The organism is Lysinibacillus sp. FW301-JW8, from assembly GCF_058788755.1.
On the sequence record NZ_JBYTBB010000035.1, the window covers coordinates 1 to 17,075 of the forward strand.

Sequence of the window (17,075 nt, forward strand, 5' to 3'; positions counted from 1 at the left end):
GAACACGGAAGTTAAGCTCTTTAGCGCCGATGGTAGTTGGGGGCTTCCCCCTGTGAGAGTAGGACATTGCTAGGCAATAGTAAAACCAGAGTACATTACTCTGGTTTTTTCTTTTTTTCTGTAAAAAACTATTTCATGCTTGATTTGGGAGTCAGAAACTCATGATTGTTTTATTATAATAAGAAAAATTGGTATTTATCAATTACATCCCAGCGTAATTGCCGTCCAGATTTTTTCGAACTTGCTCGAAAAGTTCATCTTGATAAAAATTCCATTCATCTCGCACCTATAGAGGTGATAGTATTTTGTACCGAACTTCGCTTTCGGTACAAAAACATTTGTTGCTGTCACTCCACTTTCATACACTAAAAATCTGCTGATTTAAAATAAACTGATTACAAATAGGTAAATTTTGGATTCCTAAAATTGTGCAAATCCATTAAAACATAAAATTTGAGTTGATTTGATTGATATACTCCTGATTAGGTAGACAGATAAAATCCAACTACTTAATCAGGAGTATTTTTTATGGATCGATATAAACATCTAGTTAAAATAAAATTATAAGCGTTCATTCGAAGAGTGTAACACTGGTGAAACTGTTTGCAAACTATTAAGAGACAGCATAAGCATATGGCAGTCTCTAATTCAATGAATGAAAAAATTTGAGACAAATGGGAAGTAGAATTACCAGACTGGATGAATATAAGAAGGATAAATATTATTTACATCGTTATGACTTTTTAGACGGATTATATTTAGTTCTATAAACATCATTGCTATCTAAAGCTACACGATCTGAATCTATTGAAATTCATAGTTCAAGAGCACTTACCACTTGGCAAGGAGAAGTTCAAATCAATTCTATATGCTCCAATTCTAAAATTTAGAACTCTAAAGCATTTCGAAGATTATTTAAATAAGATTGACTTACGGGTAGTTCGCTTCCATCTTTTAAAGTAATTATAAAATTTGAAGTAAGATCTCGCGCCATTTTTTTTATGAAATAAATATTCACAATATAGGATCTATGAATGCGAATAAAGAACGAAGGTAAACGCATTTGTAGCTCCTTTAGTGTGATACTAGTTTTGAATTGATCTCCCTCCACATAAAACAACGTTTTTTTCTGTAGGCTCTCAATATGAGATATCTTATCAATAGCCACAGGATTCCATTCTTCCTCATGTTTGCCTGTTAAGAATTGAAATGGTTCTAATTTCTTTTCTGTAAAGGCTGAAGGTAATACTACAACAAGTGCTGCAGGTGCATCTAAAATGTGTATCGGATAGCCTATACCATAATAGGGTGTTTCAAATAGGGAATTATCTAAAATTGCATCTGTCCGTTTTCCTGTACGGATCACCTGCTCCGCAATGCTACCAGGTTGGACTTGTTGCCCCACTTCCAAGTTGATGTTTTGATGTCCAGAATGAAAATAAATATAAGAATTTTCGACAGCAATTGCAATGGAAGAATAGGCTGGAATCCAGTCCTTTAATATTGAAATAAACTGTTGTGAAATATCTTTTGGTAAAGAAAACGACTCATTATTCATTGTGAATATCCCCCTTGTTTGTAAACAGTTTACCAAATTTCGTCGTTGAAAAAAGTGGTTTTATCATTAAAATTTGGTCTTTTATCTAAAAATAATGAAAATTCAGATGTTCTGTTATATATTAATTTACAACAAATAAACCTGTTATGGAACAGTTAATTAAAAGTTTTTTAACAGAGTGAATTGTATACAAAGGGGAAGGTGGAATTTCAATATGTCAACACGTCAAGAAAAAATTCAAGTACTAGAAAAAGAATGGGCAGAGAACCCACGTTGGGCAGGTATTGAACGCTCATATTCAGCTGAAGAGGTTATTAAGCTACAAGGTTCTATTATACTTGAACAAACTTTAGCATCTAAAGGTGCTGCTCGACTTTGGAAGTCTCTACATGAAGAACCATTTATTAATGCATTAGGTGCATTAACTGGTAATCAAGCTGTACAACAAGTAAAAGCAGGATTACAAGCAATTTACTTATCAGGCTGGCAAGTGGCTGCTGATGCAAACCTTTCTGGTCAAATGTACCCTGACCAATCTTTATATCCAGCGAACTCTGTACCAGCAGTAGTAAAGCGTATTAACCAAGCTTTACAACGTGCTGATCAAATCGATCATGCTGAAGGACGTGTAGATCAATTCGATTGGTTCGCTCCAATCGTGGCAGATGCTGAGGCTGGCTTCGGTGGTCCTCTAAATGTATTTGAACTTGTAAAAGGAATGATTGAAGCAGGAGCTGCTGGTGTTCACTTAGAGGATCAATTAGCTTCTGAGAAAAAATGTGGTCACTTAGGTGGTAAAGTTTTACTTCCAACACAAAATGCTGTTCGTAACTTAGTTGCTGCTCGTCTTGCAACAGATGTAATGGGTGTAGATACAATTTTAATCGCTCGTACAGATGCAGATGCAGCTGATATGGTAACATCTGATATTGATCCACGCGATGCTGAATTTATTACAGGTGAACGTACACCAGAAGGTTTCTTCCGTACAAAACCAGGTATTAAACAAGCAATTGCACGTGGTTTAGCTTACGCTCCATATGCAGATTTAATTTGGTGTGAAACATCTAAGCCATCTCTTGACGAAGCACGTGAATTTGCAGCAGCTATTCATGCTGAATTCCCAGGTAAGATGCTTGCGTATAACTGCTCACCTTCATTCAACTGGAAGGCTAACCTTTCAGAAGAGGAGATTGCTGAGTATCAACGCGAGCTTGGCAAACTGGGATATAAATTCCAATTTGTTACATTAGCTGGTTTCCATGCATTAAACCACTCTATGTTCGAACTTGCGCATGATTATAAAGATAATGGTATGGCTGCATACTCTAAGCTGCAACAAGCTGAGTTCGCATCTGAATCAAAAGGTTACACAGCTACACGCCATCAACGTGAGGTTGGTACTGGTTACTTTGATGAAGTTTCTCAAGTTATTTCTGGTGGTACTTCTTCAACAACAGCAATGGCTGGCTCTACAGAAACAGAACAATTTGTTTAATTATAAATTAATTACGCTTATATCCTAAATTCATAATCATAGATTGGTCTCCTCCGCTCCTCCTAAGGCGGGGGACGACTCAACTTAAAATCACAAAGGTGGGGGAAACTACTAATGGAACAAGCAACAACAGGTAAGCTTAAAATTGTTGGGGATCAAAATGAGCAAACAAAAGAAATCTTAACACCAGAAGCCCTTGAGTTTGTTCTTGCCCTGCACGAAAAATTTGATGCTCGACGTAAAGAATTGCTAGCAGCACGTCAAGAACGTCAAAAACGACTTGATGCAGGTGAGAAGCTTGATTTCTTACCAGAAACTAAGCATATTCGTGAGGGAGATTGGACAATTGCACCACTTCCAGCAGATTTGCAAGATCGCCGTGTTGAAATTACAGGACCTGTAGATCGTAAAATGGTTATTAATGCATTAAACTCTGGTGCAAAAATGTTTATGGCTTGCTTTGAGGATGCATCATCTCCAACATGGGAAAACATGATTGGCGGTCAAATTAATATGCGTGATGCTATTAATAAAACAATTGAATTTACTCAAGCATCCAATGGAAAAACGTATAAATTAAATGAGCAAACAGCAGTGTTATTAGTTCGTCCACGTGGTCTTCATTTACTAGAAAAGCATGTACTCGTGGATGGAGAACCGATTTCAGGTAGTTTCTTTGACTTCGGCTTGTATTTATTCCACAATGCTAAAAATGCATTGGCAAAGGGTACTGGTCCATACTTCTATTTACCAAAGCTTGAAAGCCATTTAGAGGCACGCTTATGGAATGATGTCTTTGTGTTTGCTCAAGATTATATTGGCATCCCACAAGGTACAATTAAGGCTACTGTTTTAATAGAAACAATCTTAGCTGCATTTGAAATGGATGAAATTTTATATGAACTACGTGAACACTCAGCTGGATTAAATTGTGGACGTTGGGATTATATTTTCAGCTATATCAAACGTCTACGTAACCAGCCTGATGTAATTTTACCTGACCGTGGGCAAGTAACAATGACAGTACCATTCATGAAGGCATATACGTCATTATGTATCCAAACATGTCATAAACGTAATGCTCCTGCAATGGGCGGAATGGCAGCACAAATTCCAGTTAAAGGTGACGATAAAGCGAATGCAGTAGCATTTGCAAAAGTTGCTGAGGATAAGCGTCGTGAGGCAACAGACGGTCATGACGGTACTTGGGTTGCACATCCAGGTATGGTTGCCACGGCAATGGAGCAGTTTGATGCAATTATGACAACGCCAAATCAAATCCATAAAAAACGTGAAGATGTAAATGTTATTGCGGAAGATTTAGTAGCTGTTCCAGAAGGTACAATTACACTCGATGGTCTTCGTGTAAACTGTAGTGTAGGAGTTCAATATATTGCCTCATGGTTACGAGGAAACGGAGCTGCACCAATTAATAACTTAATGGAAGATGCTGCAACTGCGGAAATCTCTCGTACGCAAGTATGGCAATGGATTCGTCATCCTAAGGGTATTTTAGATGATGGACGTGGCATTACATTGGCATTCGTACTAGAAATCTTGGAAGAAGAGCTTGTGAAAATTAAAGAGGCTGTTGGGGAACAAGCCTATAACAGTGGTCGCTATGGTGAAGCTGCCGAGCTGTTTAAATCTTTAATTGAGCAAGATGAATTTGCCGAATTCTTGACACTTCCAGGTTATGAAAAATTAGCTTAATCCAAAACAATCTACTAAACGAACATATCCAACTTTCCTAAATGATTGTGGACTGAACTCGAATGCAGTCCACCCAATTCCACTATTGAAATGAGCGGGGTCTGTTCCCCCGTTCCTTTCTAAACGAAATGAGCGCGTTTTTGCAATAAAAAGGGGTCTACTTATAAAAGGTAAGAGATTTAAATGGGGTGTAAGATGTCTTGCAAGCTTAGATGGGGAGCTTGTAGGACATCTTTTTCAATATGAAAGTAGTAAGAAGGCAAAGTCAGAATGGCTTTTTTCAGGGAGATGTCTCAGCTATTTATGAGACATCTCTTTTTAATTACTTAACGATCGCTAGCACAAAGCCATCATAGCCCTTATTACCAACAGTTTGTATAGCTGTAGATTCAATTTTTGATTCTTCTTTTAATAAATCCATGAATTGTCGTACACCTTGTACTCGTTCATCTTCACTTTTTTCGTCAATTACATCGCCATTGCGCACTACATTATCAGCGACAATCACAGCTCCTGGGTTAGCCAATTCTAAAGCCCACTTCAAATAGTCTGGATTATTAGGCTTGTCTGCATCGATAAAAATGAAATCAAAAGCTGGAGCTGCATTTTTCAGGGTAGGCAATGTGTCTAAGGCTTTACCAACGATAATTTCCACTTTATTTTCATAACCAACATTCTCAATATTTTGCTTTGCTAGGGAAGCGTACTCTGGATTAATCTCAAGTGTATAGATTTTACCTTCTTTTGGAAGGGCGCGTGCTAACCATATACTACTGTATCCACCTAAAGTTCCGATTTCTAAAATGTTCTTTGCCCCTTTCATTTTAGCCAATAAATACAACAGCATGCCTTGAGTTGGTGAGACATCGATTTCTGGAATACCTGCTGCTTTATTAGCCTGTAATACAGCTTCAAGTTTTCTATCCATCGGTATTAGCTTTTCCAAAAAATAATTATCTACATGATTCCAAACAGTTGAATTAATCATTAAATATTCTCCATTTCCACATTTTCTCTTGCAGGTTAAGTGTATGTTAGAATAAATTATAATAAAAATATATTATTATTATTGATTCATAACTTAAGATTATGAGTGTGGGGTGAAACTATGAATATTCATGCATTGAAATTATTTTATCAGGTTGCTACAACAGGTAGTTTCACAAAGGCTGCTGAATTACTCTGTATTAGCCAACCAGCTGTCTCAAGTCAAATAAAAAAATTTGAACATGAAATGGGTGTTCAATTATTCAAACAGCAAGGAAGAGGTGTAGTATTAACAGATTTTGGAGGAGCCTTAGCGGAAAAAGCCAGAAACCTTGTTGCGCTTGAAGAGCACATTGAATCCTTTATCGAGGATTATCGACTTGCTAAGGCTGGTAATATACATATTGTTGCAACGTACTTACCAGCTAACTTTCTAATTCCTAAGTGGGCAGCTGCCTTTAAAGGAGCGCATGAAGATGTGAATCTAGTCATTACAACAACCAATACGAAAGATGCCTTTGAGCAGCTAGTTCACTATAAAGCTGATATCGCCGTTTATGGTGGTGGTATTTCAGAAAGACCAGAAGAAATAGCATGGGAGGAGCTGTTTGAAGATGAATTATGGTTTGTCGTTTCATCTGCTCACCGCTATGCGAATCAAACCATTGCACTTGCTGATATGGTGAAGGAACCCTTTATAATGCGAGAGGAGGGTAGCTCTATGAGGGAGCATCTTTTTTCTTTATGTCAAACCTATCAAGTGAAACCGCCAAAAATAGCGCTTCAATTCAATGGCATTAATGAAACAATTCGTTCTGTTATGGCGGGCTATGGTGCAAACTTTATTTCATCACTAGCAGTACGCGAGTATGTGGATAGTGGTCATTTGGCAAGAGTTTATGTGAAGGATATTCATATTAAACATAAAATTGCTATATGTACAAGAAAGAATGAAAGACACAGCATGCTTGTCCAAAAATTTATAGAGATGGTTAGGAGCTCTTTATAATTTAAACACTTTCTTTATACATAGCAATCAAATATTTGTTATATTGTTTATATAACAAATATGGAGATGATTGAAATGTATATTCAAATTGAGCCTCGATCTGACGTTCCCATTTATGAACAGGTAACACGTCAAATTATTGAAGGGATTGCAAGAGGAGAAATGAAACCTGGTGATACCTTGCCATCTGTGCGTAATTTAGCGGCTGATTTAGGTGTTAATATGCATACGGTCAATAAAAGCTATCATGAGCTAGAAGAAAAGGGAATTATCACAATAAGAGCCAAATCAGGAGCTATTATTCGTTCAGAGGAAGAACGAGCCTTAACACCTGAACAATTACAGCTGATTGAAAAAAATTTAAAGCCTGTTGTGGCAGAAGGAATGGTGCTCGGCGCAACTGCAGAGCAAATTGAGCATATGATGAAAAAGGTATTCGCGGATTTGCAAATATCAGTAGAAGGGGTATAAAGAAATGCTACTTGGTGTTTTTACCACAATCTACGTCATAAATTTAGCTTTACAAATTTTTATTCCCTATATCGTACGAGAAACGATTATCTTTGGTGTTACTGTACCCGAGCAGAATGTAAAACATCCAACATTAAGGAATATGAAAAAGCAATATGCACAAATTGTAGGCGTTTTTGGAATTGCGTTTTTAATCATTATGATTGTAGGTTATTCTTTTGCACAATCTACCTTTGTACAAGGGAATTTACTACTTGGGTGCTTTTTTGCTATGATTGCGGTAAGTATGGGGTTATATTGGATGAATCATCACAAAGTTTTAAAACTCAAAAAGCAAGAGCAATGGGGCTTGCATATCAAGCAAGTGCGCTCCGTTGATTTAACAGCACGTAGCAAAGATGAAATGCTTCCATGGCCATTTTATGTAGTACCTTTAGGTGTAACAATCTTTTTAGTCATTTTTACTTTGCTACATTATGAACAAATACCCGATAAAATTGCTGTTCATTGGGGGCCAAGTGGTGAGGCAGACTCTTGGAGAACTAAATCGTATTTTACAGCCCTATCTTTACCACTGATCATGCTAATGATGCAATGTATGATGTGGGGAATTGTTGATTCTATAAAACGTTCAGCGATTAAATTAGCTGTTAATCGTAAAGAGGAATCGTTAGAGGATCAACTAAAAAGTCGAAAATATATGAGTTGGAGCCTTATGCTTATAAGCTATACACTAACAATTCTATTCACGGTTTTACAGCTAAGCAATATTTATCCTTCGATAGCTGAGGGCAATAAACTGTTGCCGTTATTTATTTTATATTTAGTAATTATTCTAGGCTCACTACTTGCTTATGCATGGAAAAAACGCCAGTTGCGTGTGAAGTTTGAAGAAAATATCGATTCTAAAGTAATGGATTTAGATGATGATCGCTTTTGGAAGGGCGGACTAATCTATATGAATAAACAGGACCCTTCTGTTTTTGTAGAGAAACGCTTTGGCATAGGCTGGACGATGAATCTAGCAAATCCAAGAGGGTATATTGTCATTGGATTACCACTAATTATTATATTGTTAATTTCTATCTTCGCACTCTAAAAAACTTCTCGCTGCTACAGGAATGTATAGCAAATATTTTGCTATACATCTGCAAAAATAAGCGAGTTTTTTTGTATCCAAAAAGTAACATATGATAAATTTTAAGGAGTGTAAGGAAGGACGGAGGGTCAAACTATATGAAAATTCTTGTTGTGGATGACGATGTTCACATATTACAGCTTGTGAATATATATCTTACGAGAGAGGGCTATCAAGTATTACAGGCAGAAAATGGACAGCAGGCACTACAATTACTTGAGGGGAGCTTACCTGATTTAGCAATTGTAGATGTGATGATGCCTGGAATGGATGGTTTTACGCTTACGGAGATATTGAGCCAGGATTACGATATTCCTGTATTGCTGTTAACTGCAAAGGGAGAGCTTGAAGATAAGGAACGAGGATTTTTAGCGGGCTCGGATGACTATGTTGTGAAGCCCTTTGAACCTAGGGAATTGTTATTTCGTGTAGCGGCAATATTACGTAGATTAGATAAAAAAAATCAAATTACTATCCAAGTAGGGAAGCTATTCATTGACCGCCGAAGCTTTGAGGTTGTCGTTGGAGAAGATACACTAGTATTGCCATTAAAGGAATTTGAGCTACTAGCATTACTCGCTTCGCGCCCAAATCAGGTATTCACGCGTAGTTTCATTATGGAACAAGTATGGGGCTATGACTATGAAGGTGATGAGCAAACGTTAAATACGCATGTGAAGCGTATTCGAGAGAGATTGCACCGCTATATAACAGATGTTGAGATTACAACAGTGCGTGGTGTTGGTTATAAGCTTGAGGTTATTACATGATGAAAACATTATATAGTAAGTTCGTTGTCACAACGATGCTTGTTATGATTGGCAGCTTGTGTATAGGCTTTTTAGCGACAAACACTTATTATCATCAAGTTGTAAAGGAAAAAAATGATGCCAAAAATGTGAATATTGCACGGGAAATTGCGAGCTATATTGAGACCACAAAGCCTAAGGATCTTGATAAATATTTAACTACCCTGGGGGAAATTGGCTACCAAATCTATATTACAGATGGTGATGAAGGGCAATTTTTTGGAGGAGAATACCGAGATAAAACATTGTCTTCTGAAGTTGTTGAGCGTGTTACAGGGGGTGAAATTTATCATGGTATGCGTGAATTTCCAAAAGAGACATTTGTGACAGGCTTTTTTGCGAATGAGCTTATAAATACGATAGGTGTCCCATTTACAATTGAAAAAAAGCATTATGCATTGTTTATAAGACCCGATATTCGATTATTATTCTCTGAGGTCCATACAATTCTAGCTGGACTTATTTTAGTAATGACAGTTCTTAGCTTATTAGCAATGCTACTATTTGCTAAAGCATTAATTCGCCCCATTACACAGCTAACTGAGGCCACACATCAGCTAGCTCATGAAAAATTTGATACGTTATTGGATATTGATCGTGCAGATGAAATTGGACAACTTGCAATTAGTTTTAATGTCATGACTGAAAAATTACAGGAAAATGATCGCATACGTAAGGAGTTTATTAGTAATGTATCACATGATTTTCAGTCACCATTGCTAAATATTCAAGGTTATGTAGATTTATTAAAGAATCCTTCGCTAACAGAACAGGAGCGACAGGAATATACAATGATTATTGAGCTGGAAACAAAGCGTCTTTCTACATTAACGAAGCAGTTACTTTTACTAACTTCCCTCGACCAATCTACAAGATTGTTAAAGCGTGAATCTTATCGCTTAGATGAGCAATTAAAGGAAACAGTTAACAAATATCGCTGGCAGCTTGAGGAGGCAAATGTACAATTATCCTATCAGCTTGAGCCACTTATTTATAACGGCGATGCAGGGCTGTTACAAAATATTTGGGATAATTTATTGACCAATGCCATTAAATATAATGTCGAGAACGGAGAAATTCATATTCGTTTACAGGAGCAATCGACCTATGTTGAAGTACTAATCGAGGATAGTGGTATAGGAATAACAGCCGATCAATTACGGCAGGTATTTGATCGCTTCTATCGAGTAGATGCTTCAAGAACAAAGCAAGGGACTGGGCTTGGACTAGCCATTGTTAAACAAATCGCAGAGCTACATGAAGGTACGGTTGAGATGGAAAGTGTTATTCACACGGGTACAAAGGTTTATATCCGCTTACCAAAACTGTAATAAGGAGTTCATGTAAAGTTCATGTTCCTACGATAAACTGCTGATAGTTGAAAAAGCTTAGGGGGAATAATCGTATGGAACAAAAATGGAGTTTACGTTTAATACGCCTTGCTGCAATTTTTGCATTGTTTGGAACGTATTTAGGCTCACATATGTCTGGTTCAGGAAGTTATCAATTTAGACCAATACATGCACACGTTTTACTAGTAGGTTGGTTAAGTATGTTTGCATGGGGAATTTTTTATCGAGCGTTCAAAGTGAAGTCTCAAAAATTAGTTACTGTACATGGCTGGACAGCGATTTTAGGTGTTTTTGGCTTAACATTAGGCATGTGGTTTTATAATATAAATCCATTTAATTTTAGCAGTACATTTACATTAGTTTTCTTTATTGTAGGTGGGACAACCTTGTTAATAAGCTTTGCATTATTTATCGTTGTAACATTTATGATTCATCAAAAAGAAGAAATGAAAAATTAAAGGCTAATACCGTGTCATTTTTAAACTGGCTGATGACACGGTATCTTTGTTTAAGAGGGCTATTCTTTTATATTTTCAAGAGACATCTTGAGCCATTTTGTTGCCTCATTATAATCTTGAGCAACACCCTGCCCCTTTTTATACAACATACCTAGCTGGAATTGGGCCTTTTGATGGCCTTGATAAGCCGCTAGGCGATACAGTTGTGCGGCTTTTGCAAAATCCTTTGGTACACCTTGTCCATGACTATGCATTTGAGCTAATTGATACCGTGCTTTGGCATGACCTTGTGCCGCAGCCTGTTCAATCCACTTTGCTGCCTCAGTATAATCCTGTTTGACACCTTTTCCCTTATCAAATATATTTCCAAGCTGGTATTGAGCACCTGAATGCCCTTGAATGGCCGCTAGACGATAGCAACGCCGCGCCTCTTCTAAATCTTGTGCAATTCCTAAGCCCTGTTCATACAATAATCCTAATTGGTACTCTGCATTAATATGAGACTGATCTGTGGCTGCTCTCCACCATTTCACTGCCTCATTATAATTTAATGTGACGCCAGATCCATTTGCATATAATAATCCAAGCTCGTACTGGGCATCAGCATAGCCTTTTTCTGCGGCCTTTTTAAAGTAAGGTAACGCTTTGTCAGGCTGTTCAAGCTGATGTACATACATACATCCAAGCTCAAAACCTGCACTTATATGTCCATGGCTAGCGGCGAGCTGCAACCATTTTTCAGCTAATGCCATATCCTTCTCCTTTTGATACAACAGGCCGAGACAATATTGAGCATTTGTATGTCCGCTATGTGCCGCAAGCTTAAACCACTTAATAGCCTCTATATGGTCCTGAGCGATACCTTGACCGGTGTTATAGAGCATCGCTAATTGAAACTCTGCATTGGTATGGTCTTGGAGTGCTGCCATGTGGAACCATCTAGCAGCTTCTTCGAAATTTTGTGTGATACCACGACCTTTTAGATACATATAGCCAAGATTATATTGGGCACTTGCATCGCCTGCTAAGGCAGCCATTTCAAAATAAGTGATAGCTTCTTCATAGCTTTGCTCTACACCAGTTCCATTATGATAAAGAAATCCAAGATTATTTTGTGCGCTCGTATAGCCTTGATTGGCTGCAGCAATATACCATTTTGCTGCCTCAAAAAAATCTAAAGGTACACCAAGTCCTTGATTAAAAAGAACACCTAAATTATACTGAGCATCTGCATTTCCTAAATTCGCAGCCTCTTTATAGTAGTGAGCTGCTTTCTCATAATCCTGCGAGACGCCCTGTCCTAAATGATAAAGTACCCCTAAACTGTATAAAGCATTTGCATCTTTTTGCGCTGCTGCTCTCTCATACCACTTTCTTGCTAAAGTATAATCTTTTTTTACTCCACGTCCGTGATTATAAAGCACCCCTAAATTATATTGGGCACTTGGATTTCCCTGTTTTGCTGCCATCTCGAACCAGCCTGCTGAATTTTTATAGGCCTCGGCTGACTGTTGATCTTGATGTAGCATACTGGCATTAACAATGGATGCTAAATTTTCAAAATTAGAGCCTTTGCCTGGTAATTTGGCCTTGAAGCTTCGATCAAAGCGTTTAATAAACCACTCTACAATATCACTTATATAATCAAGTACAATTTTTGCAGCCTTTGCCTCGACAATCTCATTGCTTTGACTGGAAGCCATTTTATTCACAAGGTTCATTAATAAATAAATACGACGCGGATGTATTTTAGCGACAAAATTACGATGATTAAGTAAAGAATGTATGCTTTTCAGCCTCGGCTCTGCATGCATTTCTAACTTATAAATTTCATATAAAATTTCCTCTAGTACAAGCAGTGATTTATGTAGGGATAGAGCTGGCTTCGAAATAGCGAATGCATTTGCACCCTGTAAATTTTCAGCTAAATTTAGAAAGGATAACGCTCTTACTTTCTTACATTGATGTCGTAGGATTTCCTCTTGTCTGACGATTGTCCTCACCTCTTTCATCCTCTTTTTTCATATATCGGGAAAATATCTATATTATTGATATGTTTAATGGGATTCATCAGTTGAATTGTCATCGTTACATGATACTATGTGATATAAGGGAGATTTTCAAAAGGAATTGTTAAAAAGTACATCTGCCAAAGTTTCATTTTAATGTCGTCCGGAGGATAGTAATAATGAAAAATATCGCAGCCATTATTCCAGCATTTAATCCACAATCTTCATTAATAACCTATGTACATCAGCTTTTAACAACAAAGATTTCACAAATTATTATCGTTAATGATGGAAGTGACGATAAATATGCAGATATTTTCGAAGAGCTGAAGAGCATTAATTGCTGTCGAGTGTTACAACATGATAAAAATATTGGAAAGGGCGGCGCACTTAAAACAGCATTTTCATATATATGGTCGCAAAAAAATCTGTTTCAGGGTGTAATTACAGTCGGTGCCCACAATCAACATACAGTGCAAGATGTAAAATTGGTGTTAACGATGACAAAGGTGTTCTCAGAAGGAATTGTACTGGGAGTACGTAATTTTCATTCATCGGACAGCACACTCTTATCCTACTGGGGAAATCGTGCAACAAGCTTGTTTTTCGAGCTTCTATACCATAGAAAGCTAATGGATACTCAGACTGGTCTAAGGTATATCTCTATTAAAGAGCTTCCATGGTTGCTGCGTGTAAAGGGAGTGCGTTATGAGTATGATACAAATATGCTAGTTGCTGCCCTTAAAAGAAAATGTCCAATTTTTGAGGTGGAGATTGGACAGTTACGTATAAAGAAAAACACAATTATACAATACGATGAAATAACAAATGCAGGGACAATTATTACTAAAATGCTTATGAATTATTTAAAACCAAGGGAGAATAATTAATAAGTTGAATAAATGTGCAAAAAAACATTAATTACTCAAGAACGTAGCGAGTATGGAAAGAAGGGGCAATGATGATGGAGTATTCAGATCAAGTAAAAAATCGTGTTAAACGTATGGAAGGTCAGCTACGTGGTATTTTGAAAATGATGGAGGAAGAAAAGGATTGTAAGGCAGTCATTACCCAATTGTCCGCAGTACGTTCAGCAGTAGATCGTACGGTTGGAGTGATTGTAAGTACAAATCTTTTAGAGTGTGTACAAAATGCTGAAGGGGATGGCGAGAAAATGAATGAAGCTATTCAGGAAGCAGTTAATTTAGTAGTAAAGAGTCGTTGAAAAAAAGGGGAAAATACCCATTAAACTCACTGTTTTAGGTGGGTTTTTATTTTTTGCAAAAATATAGTTTATTTCGGTTCTAATTTAAAAAAGCTGGGGATTTTAACCTATGTAATTTTATGGTTTCTCTAGTTAAAAGTCACAGTTAGTGAACTTGTACGATAGATTTATAGTTACTTTTTCTGTTATGCTAATTAGTAAGAAGATTACCATAAAAGGGAAGGTGATTATTATGAAAAAATGGTTGATAAGTGGAGCAGCTTTATTGATGCTAAGTCCAACAGCAGCCTTTGCTCAAAATACAGATACTCATCCAGAAAATACTTCCCCAGTGATTGCTTATAATGTAGTAGCTAACTCTAAAGTAACTACTTGGGATCAATTCACAGCAGAAATCGTCAAGCAATTAAATAATTTCGCACCAGAAATTAAAATTACATATAGTGGTCCAATGACTAATTTTAAAGATAAATTTATGGAAGCCTATGAAAAGGCACAGAAGCAAGCCGTCTATGCGAGTGGTCATTTGGAGAGTACCGCTATATCTGCGGATTCAGCTGGCAATGTGACATTTAAAGTCAAATATTTCACAAACCAAACACAAGAAGTCGCTGTACAAAAAAAGATTGATCAAGTATTAAAAACAATTATTAAGCCTTCTATGACAGAGTTTGAAAAAGTAAAGGCAATTAATGATTATATTGTGTCAAATAGCGAGTATGGTACTAATACAAAGGCTAGTCCTCATAGTGCATATGCGCTGTTAATGGAAGGGCAGGCTGTATGTCAAGGTTATACGCTAGCAGCTTATAAAATGCTGGAACAAGTAGGAATCGAATCGAAGTATGTTGTTGGCTATGTGAACGGCAATGAGGACCATGCATGGAACTTAGTAAAGTTGAATGGCAAATGGTATCATTTAGATACAACTTGGAATGATCCATTACCGAATCGAGTAGGTGTTTCTTCATATGATTATTTTTTAGTAACAGATGCACAACTTAAAAAAGATCATACTTGGATAACATCAGATTATCCTGCCGCAACAAGTACAGCATATAGCTATATGCAAAATATTCATTATGCCTATCAAGATAAGAACACTTTATACTTTAGTAATACAGCAGATAATGATAAGTTGTATAAGCTTGATTTAGCAAGTGGCAAGAAGACTAAAATTATTGATAAGCGTGCCCTCTATATTACTGGTGCGGATAACTTTTTGTACTTCAGTGACTACAGTAATAGCGGTTTTTTAACAAAACTAAATCTTAAGACATTAAAAATGGAAGTGCTTGTAAAGCAATCTGTTTCAGATTTAAGAATTAGTGATAGTCATTTAGTTTACAATATGAATAAGAAAGAACAAAAACTTAAAATTAACTAGGATTCTAAAGATATAAAAAATAGAACCTCTTAAAATTAAATATCTGTAAATAAAATGTAAGCACAAAAGAACTTTCTAGTGAGTTCTTTGTGCTTTTTTTGTATATAATGAAAAGAAGAAGATGGTTGGAGGTGAGGATTTTGTGGAAAAAATTAGCCATTATCGTAATAATCGTTATATTTATTGACCCAATTTATACGGCTGGAAAGGCAGTTGTCCAACAAGTAATAACTTGGGCAAATAATGATGAAATTGAAACAATGATACTCTCAACAAAGGAAAAAATAGTAGATGTCACTGCCAAATTGTCAGAGAACGCCTCCATTGAAACAGCCACACCTCTAGAAGAGGGACCAGAAGCTGGCGTTGCTGTCACAGCTCCTGCTGCTCCAAAGCCTGAAGCAAAATTAGTTGTAACAAATGCAAAAGAAATGGCTGATGCAATGTATGCTTACTACAGTAGTTTTTCGCCAACTTTTGAGATTCAATATAAAGGAAGTACACAACGGATTGAACAAATCGTGGAAGAAGCCTATGACAATGCTATAAAGCGAGATGATTATGTATATGGACATATTAGCAAACACTCAATCCGTTTTGAATATGGCAGAAAAACAGCGACAATTTATGGTAATCAAAGCTATTTGATGACTCCAGATCAAGCCGCATATGTAGAAACGAATATTCAAGATATCGTCACTTCTATTCAAAAAAGTTCTTTAAATGATTTAGAGAAGGTTAGGGCTGTCAATGACTTTATCGTTGCTAACACAGCTTATACCGATCAAACATCCTCAAGCCCGCATAGCGCATATACTGTACTGGCTGAGCATGGTGGTGTTTGTCAGGGATATGCATTATTAGCACATTCGATGCTCCAAAAGCTAGGTATAGAAACTAAATATATAGTGGGCTATGTTGGACAGGAAGGACATGCTTGGAATTTAGTTAAGCTTGATGGCCAATGGTATCATCTCGATACGACTTGGAATGACCCAGTCCCTGATCGTAAAGGGGCGGTACGATATCAATACTTTTTAGTGGATGATCGAACGATGGCAAAGGATCATACATGGATTGCAGAGGACTATCCAAAAGCGACGAATACCATGTATAACTATTTTCATAATGTAGATTTTCCGGCTCAGGTAGGACAGCAAATTTTTTATAGTAATGTTGCTGATGATAATAAACTATATATGCTAGATTTGAAATCAGGTCAGTCAGAGCGTATTTCAAACTCTCGAGCACAATTTATCGTATATGCAGATGGCTGGCTCTATTTTAGCAATTATTCACAAGGTGCATATTTAACAAAAATTCGTCCTGACGGAAGTGGAGAACAAGTTCTAAATAGAGAGGATACGAAGAATTTATTTGTAAAAGACGGCTATTTATATTTTACGACAGATGGATTGAAAAAAATGGCGCTCTAACATTGTATAATGTGTTTTTCTATAT

15 protein-coding genes and 1 rRNA gene are annotated in these 17,075 nt (G+C 36.8%); 13 read left to right on the forward strand and 3 right to left on the reverse strand.

Features of this window, described 5'->3' with window-relative positions; translation table 11 throughout:
• A 5S ribosomal RNA gene (rrf, locus tag AC3WOM_RS14745) occupies window positions 1-75 on the forward strand; the annotation flags it as partial.
• Window positions 76-886: 811 nt separating this feature from the next.
• On the opposite strand, the gene AC3WOM_RS14750 is transcribed toward rrf, so the two are convergent.
• The gene (locus AC3WOM_RS14750) at window positions 887-1,558 is read right to left on the reverse strand and encodes a LytTR family DNA-binding domain-containing protein (protein ID WP_492447387.1); all 672 of its coding nucleotides are present in this window, start codon (window positions 1,556-1,558) and stop codon (window positions 887-889) included.
• A gap of 214 nt (window positions 1,559-1,772) precedes the next feature.
• Between AC3WOM_RS14750 and aceA the strand changes: the two genes are divergently transcribed.
• Window positions 1,773-3,056 (forward strand): isocitrate lyase, encoded by a 1,284-nt coding sequence (gene aceA, locus AC3WOM_RS14755; protein WP_427539397.1) that lies wholly within the window; start codon window positions 1,773-1,775, stop codon window positions 3,054-3,056.
• A gap of 114 nt (window positions 3,057-3,170) precedes the next feature.
• The gene (gene aceB / locus AC3WOM_RS14760; RefSeq protein WP_492447388.1) at window positions 3,171-4,769 is read left to right on the forward strand and encodes a malate synthase A; all 1,599 of its coding nucleotides are present in this window, start codon (window positions 3,171-3,173) and stop codon (window positions 4,767-4,769) included.
• A 322-nt stretch (window positions 4,770-5,091) separates the two neighbouring features.
• Here the strand turns inward: aceB and AC3WOM_RS14765 are convergent, their stop codons facing one another.
• Window positions 5,092-5,757 carry an O-methyltransferase gene (locus tag AC3WOM_RS14765; RefSeq protein ID WP_492447389.1) on the reverse strand — a complete coding sequence of 222 codons (666 nt, stop codon included), beginning with the start codon at window positions 5,755-5,757 and terminating at the stop codon, window positions 5,092-5,094.
• A 120-nt stretch (window positions 5,758-5,877) separates the two neighbouring features.
• Here AC3WOM_RS14765 and AC3WOM_RS14770 point away from each other — a divergent pair, with 120 nt between their 5' ends.
• The 6 genes from AC3WOM_RS14770 (at window position 5,878) to AC3WOM_RS14795 (ending at window position 10,993) form a co-directional block, all read left to right on the forward strand.
• Complete coding sequence (locus AC3WOM_RS14770; RefSeq protein ID WP_492447390.1) at window positions 5,878-6,765, forward strand: LysR family transcriptional regulator; 888 nt, start codon at window positions 5,878-5,880, stop codon at window positions 6,763-6,765.
• A gap of 75 nt (window positions 6,766-6,840) precedes the next feature.
• Complete coding sequence (locus AC3WOM_RS14775) at window positions 6,841-7,236, forward strand: GntR family transcriptional regulator (protein WP_492447391.1); 396 nt, start codon at window positions 6,841-6,843, stop codon at window positions 7,234-7,236.
• A 4-nt stretch (window positions 7,237-7,240) separates the two neighbouring features.
• Window positions 7,241-8,335: a DUF1648 domain-containing protein gene (locus AC3WOM_RS14780; protein ID WP_492447392.1), complete on the forward strand. Its 1,095-nt coding sequence runs from the start codon at window positions 7,241-7,243 to the stop codon at window positions 8,333-8,335.
• A 137-nt stretch (window positions 8,336-8,472) separates the two neighbouring features.
• A complete protein-coding gene (locus AC3WOM_RS14785; protein WP_427539415.1) occupies window positions 8,473-9,144 on the forward strand; it encodes a response regulator transcription factor in 672 nt (223 codons plus the stop codon).
• Complete coding sequence (locus AC3WOM_RS14790) at window positions 9,144-10,514, forward strand: sensor histidine kinase (RefSeq protein ID WP_492447418.1); 1,371 nt, start codon at window positions 9,144-9,146, stop codon at window positions 10,512-10,514. The genes AC3WOM_RS14785 and AC3WOM_RS14790 overlap by 1 nt, the downstream gene beginning before the upstream one ends.
• A gap of 74 nt (window positions 10,515-10,588) precedes the next feature.
• A complete protein-coding gene (locus AC3WOM_RS14795) occupies window positions 10,589-10,993 on the forward strand; it encodes a hypothetical protein (protein ID WP_427539418.1) in 405 nt (134 codons plus the stop codon).
• Window positions 10,994-11,052: 59 nt separating this feature from the next.
• Here the strand turns inward: AC3WOM_RS14795 and AC3WOM_RS14800 are convergent, their stop codons facing one another.
• Window positions 11,053-12,996 carry an SEL1-like repeat protein gene (locus AC3WOM_RS14800; RefSeq protein ID WP_492447393.1) on the reverse strand — a complete coding sequence of 648 codons (1,944 nt, stop codon included), beginning with the start codon at window positions 12,994-12,996 and terminating at the stop codon, window positions 11,053-11,055.
• 185 nt (window positions 12,997-13,181) lie between these two features.
• Between AC3WOM_RS14800 and AC3WOM_RS14805 the strand changes: the two genes are divergently transcribed.
• The 4 genes from AC3WOM_RS14805 to AC3WOM_RS14820 all read left to right on the forward strand — a co-directional run bounded on the left by AC3WOM_RS14805 (window position 13,182) and on the right by AC3WOM_RS14820 (window position 17,050).
• Window positions 13,182-13,892, forward strand: a complete 711-nt coding sequence (locus AC3WOM_RS14805) for a glycosyltransferase family 2 protein (protein WP_427539424.1) — start codon at window positions 13,182-13,184, stop codon at window positions 13,890-13,892.
• Window positions 13,893-13,966: 74 nt separating this feature from the next.
• Entirely contained in the window at window positions 13,967-14,227 is a 261-nt protein-coding gene (locus AC3WOM_RS14810; RefSeq protein WP_004233098.1) for a metal-sensitive transcriptional regulator, read from the forward strand.
• Between the two features lie 232 nt (window positions 14,228-14,459).
• Window positions 14,460-15,614, forward strand: a complete 1,155-nt coding sequence (locus AC3WOM_RS14815; protein ID WP_492447394.1) for a transglutaminase domain-containing protein — start codon at window positions 14,460-14,462, stop codon at window positions 15,612-15,614.
• A 131-nt stretch (window positions 15,615-15,745) separates the two neighbouring features.
• A complete protein-coding gene (locus AC3WOM_RS14820; RefSeq protein ID WP_492447395.1) occupies window positions 15,746-17,050 on the forward strand; it encodes a transglutaminase domain-containing protein in 1,305 nt (434 codons plus the stop codon).
• Window positions 17,051-17,075 lie beyond the last annotated feature (25 nt).